The organism is Williamsia muralis NBRC 105860, from assembly GCF_001598915.1.
Taxonomy (GTDB): domain Bacteria; phylum Actinomycetota; class Actinomycetes; order Mycobacteriales; family Mycobacteriaceae; genus Williamsia; species Williamsia muralis.
In genome coordinates, this window is sequence record NZ_BDAP01000017.1 from 1 (window position 1) to 6,286 (window position 6,286).

Here is a 6,286-nt window from a genome sequence, read left to right on the forward strand (position 1 = left end):
AATGCTGAGGGGCGTATGGCGTACGGCCGAGCCTTAGACCGGGTTGCATTACATGACAGTCTTAGTGTGGCGTGAGTCTGTGTGGGCGCGCGCGTTCTTCGTTAAGGCAGGTACGCGTCCAGAGCAGCGTGGCACAGTTGAGACCGGTTCTCGGCAGCAATCTCCTCGCTCTCCCAAAGTTCGTCTAAAGCGATAACATTCGCGCGGCGAGTTCGGAAGGACAGCGTTGTCCGTTCAGCCGATTTTCTCGGTGTGGTTCGCACAAATATGCCGTCGGACGCTACATTCGGGCGCAGGTGAGCTACCAGTGCTCCTAGCTCATCCCGATGGGCAACAATCGCATCCATGATCACGTTCGCGTAGGCCAGTTCGTGGTCCTTCGCATACCGTTTGAGACGTTGAACTAAAGGTACAGGCAGTGACAACGTCACTGGAACAAGCGAATTGGCAGCCGAGTCGTTCGCGCGCCTAGGCATGCGTGGCTGCTTGACTTCCTTGGGCGGTGCGGTCGAGACCGCGGCCGATTCGGTATTTGCTGCTGGCGGCGACGATTTGACCGCATCGCCTGGTGTTGGGTTAACGCGCGGTTTTCGTGGAGGCGGCCCAGGAAGCGCGTTCGCTCGCTTGAGGCCGGGCACCGCACTCAGCGATGGTCGCTCACTCATACGGCTTCATCCTCCGCGTCAGCTGATTCCATCTGCGCGATACGTTGCAAGATCTCCTGACAAAGCAGTACGTAGTCCTCAGCCAATGCGGGAGCGCTTCCTGGCACCCGCGTCGGGGTCCTTCCCTCTTTCAGCGCTTTCCAGTACGGCTCGGCATCCTCGACTTGCTCAGCGAGCTCATGGATGAGCTTCCCCTCCTCGCGGGATTGCACAGCGCAGGTCTCCGTGTGGCGGATCACGGATTTAAACAAGGGAGCGGCGCCGCCAAGCGCGTCAGTAATATCCTGAATCGCATTGCGTCGTACAGCCTTCGCCGAAGTCGACACGTCGAACAGGACTGCGCCCAGGACATCAATGTCGGGATGAAACTGACGAACCTGAATAATCTGAGTCGCGAGTGCCCCCAAACCAAGGATGCTCGCACGGTCAGGTTTGGTTGGAACAACTATCCATCGCGTAGCGCCCAGGGCGACCTGAAGAAGGCTGGGGCGCGTCGGCGGTGTGTCAAGAACAATGAGGTCGTACTCCCCTGCCAACGGGGTCAACGCCTCAGCCAACATGCTGTGGACTTGCTTCGATCGCTGAGCCCGACCTACGAGAATGGACTCCAGGTCGTCGAGAGCCTCACCGCCGGGAATTACATCGAGATTCGGGCGGACCTCGCTCAAGACCGGCGCTAGCTTCTGGCTTGAACCGAGCGCGTCGAGGAGATGCTGGCCATTGTCGGTTGACCCGGCTTGGTTGTACCCGAGGTCCTCGCCGGCGTTGCCCTGAGGATCCAGGTCGATAAACAGAGTTCGCCAGCCGGCCGCAGCGGCAAGCCCCGCACAATTCACTGAAACTGAGGTTTTACCGGCACCGCCTTTGCCGTTCGCAAAGGCGACGACGCGAGAAAGCTCCGGCGTTAAGTCGTCCATGACTTCCTGCTTTCGATGGTGAGTTGCTGCGCGGTGTGCGACACGAAGTGAAGTGCGTATGGGTGCGCGATGTAGGAGCCACGATAGTCCAAGCTGTATGGCATCGCCTGATGCGACACGCACTGTTTTCACTACAGCCCGCTTCAGTTCTGCTAATGCGTCCGAGCCTGCTGCCTAGCCTAGGGGCCGATGTGTAGCTTGACCTAGGAAGGACCGCAGTTGCTTCTATACAGTGCGCAATGACGCGGGCTGTAGATGAGAACTTAGTTAAAGAATTAGTCGATGGCGTCCGTGCCGAAGTGTGGCTGCACGTATATCGAATACTGCGGCGGCGGGCAGGGTGGCAAGTACTGTATGAAAGCATGCCGTATTCGGGACCGACGCTAAGGATGGACGTATGTAGTTACGTAATGGCGGCATTAATGCGTGCATTACGGCCAGCCTTAATAGGCTCTGAACTGGGCGAACTAGCTTCGTGTACAAGGGACTCCGCCTGGCGATAACGGGTCAAACGGTCATCGACGGCGTGACAGTTGTGGGGTGTCGGCGTGGGCGATATGCGGTGGTGGCGCTCCGTACGTAGAGACCGACCCGGTGCGTCAGACATGGTCTACTTTCGGGAACGCGTGCGTCCTGCGGTCGATGAACGGGCGCGGTAGTCAATGGCCGAGGCACACGGAACAGACCAAGCCCGAGGTCGAGACGGTGGACTTGTACGTCCGGACTATCCCGATCCGGAAGCCGTGGGCCTACCCCCTCGCCGACAGGTGTAGATATTGCGTTGCTCATTTGTCCGACCGGCGCGCAGATTCATGGCAAGTAGTTCGCGGACCCGCCCAGCTTGCGCATGCGTCCGCTTGCAGGACCCACGTCAACCGTACTTAAGGCGACACGTAATGCGTGCATTAACGCGGGACTTAATTCGGGTGAGTTCGGCAACCAGGGCGGCTACCGCGCTGCCGCTTCAGTGCACCGCTGACGGACAGCATGTTCCGCGACTGCGGCCGACGCGACTCCAACGACGCTCGTCGAAGGCTGTCCAGCCAGTCGGGAGTGCCTTGTGGAACCGCGCGGAGATACGCCAATACAGCCTAGTTCGACGCAAGACATCTGTGACTAGGAGGCGTGAAGCCCGCTTCCGCCAATGATGCCGACAACGCACGCAGCCTGCTGTCACGTGACGAAATGGCCGGGCACTCCGGCCCGCAGTCATTGACCGCGCGACTCGACGTACGAGAAGCACGGCTAGAGCCAAATGCGCCACAATCTGGTACCTCTCCGGCCACCAATCGACTAGCCGTTCGCGGGTGCACCTGCCGTGGCCTCGAGTAGGCCGACGGCCCCCTTAGCGCACCGTGCGCACGGCGGGCGTCAAAGACGCACTTTGCGCGCTAGTTGGAGGGCTCACGTGAACCGTCCTGGGTCTGGTGGACCGTGATCTCACCAGGAGAATGTGAAGTTCGGCCAAGAGACCCGCGAGCGGGCTGTGAGGATGTACGAGGACCGGCTGGCGTCGCATGATGAGTCTAAGCTGGCGGCACGTAAGCACGTCGGCGCCTTGTTGGATATCAATCCGGCGACTCTGCGGAACTGGATCGAGAAGGACCTGCCCGTTGCGGCGGCGGAGGGTTCGAAGACAGTCGCTGAACAAGATTCTGAGCTCGCGTCGCTGCGCAGAGAGAATGCTGAATTACGCAGGGCCAATGAGATTTTGAAGACTGCTTCGGCGTTCTTCGCAGCGGCGGAGGTCGACCGCCGACTGCGGTGATCGTCGATTACATCGACGCTCACAGGGGCCGGTTCGGGGTCAATCCGATCTGCCGAGTGCTCACCACGAGCACGGAATGCACATCGCCCCGTCCACCTACTACGCCCGCAAGAAAACGGGCCCGATCCTCGGCCGCGATGCTGGCCGAGGCGTACGACGCACACGCGGTCTACCTGGAGTTCACCCGCCAGCGTAGTTCGATGCACCACCGAGCTATTGCCTATGGAGTGTGCAAAATGTGGCATGCGATGTGGCGCGCCGGCCACATGATGGGCCGCGACCAGGTCGCCCGACTGATGGGAATCAGCGGGATCTCCGGCGCGGTTCGCGGCACACACCGCACGGTCACCACCCGGCGCGAGGACAAGGCGCCCAGGTACCCTGATCATGGTAAGCGGCAATGAGATTCGCCTGACCGTCCGGATCAGTTGTGGGTCGCCGACGTTACATATGTCTGGACGCTGGCCGGGTTTGTGTACGTGGCGTTCCTTGTCGACGTCTTCTCGCGTCGCATTTTGGGGTGGCGAGTGATGTCGAACAAGGAAACTCCGCTGGTTTCCAGTGTCGTCGAGCAAGGTTGTTTGTCGTCGAAGATACGACTTCTCGTTCACTGCAACGGGTTTGGTGCATCACAACGACACCCGGAGTCAGTATACGTCGATCGCTTTCAGCAAGGAACTGCGCGAGGCTGGCATCACCGGATCTATCGGAACGGTGGGCGATGCCCTCATGGAATCAGCGATTGGTGTGTACAAGACCGAGTTGATTGAGCGGGATCGTTCCTGGAGCAACCGGGCCGAGGTTGAACGTGAGACAGCGGCATACGTGCACTGGTACAACAGCGACCGACTGCACTCGTCCATCGGCTATTGCTCGCCGATCGAGTACGAGAGCCGCTACGGTGAGCAGGTCGCCTCCGAGGCGGAGGTGGCTTGAACCGGGTCTCCATCCGGTCCAGGACGGTTCAGCCTGCCCACTCGGGTTGCCAGAACTAATCCCTCCGTGAACCGAGCTGCCTAGCCCGACAGGCCGACTGCATGTTCGCCGCACAACCGCACGCGTTCAGTTTCAGACACTCCGTCTGAGGCGTATTCCAGCTCGGTCCATGTCCCTGGTCGGCGGCATCCGACGACCATGCATTGCCGGGTCTCGTCCTGACTCGCCATCATTGCCCTTTACCCTCACTCACCCCCGGGGAAGTACAGCGGCACTGCGGCTCCCTGTTCGACCGCAAGGCCTGCCAAGCAATCTAAAAGGCGGTGTGTAGGACCGCAAGTTGACGGGGCCGACGTCGACATGGGCGGTCGGTGCATTCCGGTGACACCTACGAGGTGCCCCGCGAGTCCAGGCACGTCTATTGCCAGTTCCAAGGCAAGGGTGCGATCCACGTATGTGCTGTTGCCCCGAGCTCGCTACTGCTGCCGCTACACCGGCAGCGATGACGTGAACATCCCGAAAGGTCGCTGCCCTTGCGGTCGAGTAGTCGGAAGGAGAGCGCTCGGCAGGGCTGTCGTCGGCTCGCACTGACTCCCAGAACCACATCCGAAAGCCGCGGTGAAGCCGCACAACGAATCTCATAAGTGGGCAATTGCCCATTCGAGGAAGGCTGATTGGGTGGGCCGGAACCCACAGACACGAAGCCACCGTGACAGCAGCATTAGCGCTCGCGATGTCGATCCGGTCAACACCCATTCACATCTCGCGAGACGACAACGCTCACACTAGCTGCTTGTATTAGCGCGGTCCGGTGGGGCGGGAGTGTCCGATTAACGGTGGATCCGACCTTGATGTCGGTTAGTTACCGTTCGGGGTGATGCGTCCTTCGAAGGTGATCGCAAACGCATTGAGCGCGGGCTTCCACCTCATTGCCCATCGTGCCTTACCTTTCCCTGTCGGGTCCAGAGCACGCGTGGCCAGATACAAGCATTTGAGCGCCGCCTGTTCGGTCGGGAAGTGCCCACGCGCCCGTACCGCGCGCCTGTAGCGAGCGTTGACAGACTCGATCGCGTTCGTCGAGCAGATGACCCGCCTAATCTCGACGTCGTAGTCCAGGAACGGAACGAACTCACTCCACGCGTTGTCCCACATCTTGATGATCGCTGGATACTGCTGACCCCATGTCTGCGTGAACTCTGCAAATCGTTCCCTGGCCGCAGACTCCGACGGAGCGGTGTAGACAGGTTTGAGATCACGTGCCATCGCATCCCAATACTTCCGTGATGCGAACCGAAAGGTGTTGCGTATCAGATGAATAATGCACGTCTGCACCACGGCGAGTTCCCAGACGGTGTTGATCGCCTCAGGTAATCCTTTGAGTCCGTCGCACACCACGATGCAGACGTCCGCCACACCACGGTTCTTGATCTCGGTCAGGACCGAAAGCCAGAACTTGGCGCCCTCACCGCCCTCGCCGGCCCAGATCCCCAGGATGTCGCGTTCGCCATTAACGGTGACCCCGATCGCCACATACATCGGCCGGTTTGTGACCTGCCCATCGCGCACCTTCACGTGCACCGCATCGATGAATATCACCGGATACACCCGATCGAGTGGCCGGTTCTGCCACTCCGTCATTTCCCCGACGACCTTGTCGGTGATGCGTGAGATCGTGTCCTTCGACACCGACGCTCCGTAGATGTCCTGAAAGTGCGCGGATATCTCGCCGGTCGTCAAACCCTTTGCAGTCAAGGACAATACGATCTCATCAATACCCGTCAAGCGTCGCTGTCTCTTCTTAACGATCTGCGGGTCGAACGAAGAGTCGACGTCACGTGGCACTTCAATCTCCACCGGCCCGATCTCGGTAAGTACGGTTTTGGACCGTGTACCGTTCCGGGAGTTGCCGCTGCCGCGGCCGGCAGCATCATGTTTCTCGTAGCCCAAGTGCTCGGTCATCTCCGCGTCTAACGCGGTCTCTAGAACGTTCTTGGTGAGTT

Annotated in this window: 6 protein-coding genes and 1 other annotated feature; of the genes, 4 read left to right on the forward strand and 2 right to left on the reverse strand. The window is 59.9% G+C overall.

The window, feature by feature from the left end; genetic code table 11:
* Window positions 1-661: 661 nt before the first annotated feature.
* The gene (locus WIMU1_RS25630) at window positions 662-1,582 is read right to left on the reverse strand and encodes a ParA family protein (RefSeq protein ID WP_023955295.1); all 921 of its coding nucleotides are present in this window, start codon (window positions 1,580-1,582) and stop codon (window positions 662-664) included.
* Between the two features lie 1,453 nt (window positions 1,583-3,035).
* Between WIMU1_RS25630 and WIMU1_RS26955 the strand changes: the two genes are divergently transcribed.
* The 4 genes from WIMU1_RS26955 (at window position 3,036) to WIMU1_RS26970 (ending at window position 4,286) form a co-directional block, all read left to right on the forward strand.
* On the forward strand, window positions 3,036-3,350 hold the full coding sequence (locus WIMU1_RS26955) for an IS3 family transposase (protein ID WP_023955297.1): 315 nt from the start codon (window positions 3,036-3,038) through the stop codon (window positions 3,348-3,350).
* Window positions 3,308-3,441 (forward strand) — a sequence feature (AL1L pseudoknot). Its footprint overlaps the gene before it by 43 nt.
* Window positions 3,442-3,487: 46 nt before the next feature.
* Window positions 3,488-3,754 carry an IS3 family transposase gene (locus tag WIMU1_RS26960; protein ID WP_369792573.1) on the forward strand — a complete coding sequence of 89 codons (267 nt, stop codon included), beginning with the start codon at window positions 3,488-3,490 and terminating at the stop codon, window positions 3,752-3,754.
* 69 nt (window positions 3,755-3,823) lie between these two features.
* Entirely contained in the window at window positions 3,824-4,120 is a 297-nt protein-coding gene (locus tag WIMU1_RS26965; protein WP_369792575.1) for a hypothetical protein, read from the forward strand.
* Entirely contained in the window at window positions 4,080-4,286 is a 207-nt protein-coding gene (locus tag WIMU1_RS26970) for an IS3 family transposase (RefSeq protein ID WP_369792574.1), read from the forward strand. The genes WIMU1_RS26965 and WIMU1_RS26970 overlap by 41 nt, the downstream gene beginning before the upstream one ends.
* Window positions 4,287-5,144: 858 nt before the next feature.
* On the opposite strand, the gene WIMU1_RS25645 is transcribed toward WIMU1_RS26970, so the two are convergent.
* The coding region (locus tag WIMU1_RS25645) for an IS256 family transposase (protein ID WP_062801339.1) at window positions 5,145-6,286 on the reverse strand (1,142 nt) is incomplete at its 5' end.

Bases quoted from the DNA above. Each gene is read 5' to 3' on its own strand.
- WIMU1_RS25630 (WP_023955295.1), bottom strand. From the start codon at position 1,582: ATGGACGACTTAACGCCGGAGCTTTCTCGCGTCGTCGCCTTTGCGAAC.
- WIMU1_RS26970 (WP_369792574.1), top strand. From the start codon at position 4,080: ATGGAATCAGCGATTGGTGTGTACAAGACCGAGTTGATTGAGCGGGAT.
- WIMU1_RS26960 (WP_369792573.1), top strand. From the start codon at position 3,488: ATGCTGGCCGAGGCGTACGACGCACACGCGGTCTACCTGGAGTTCACC.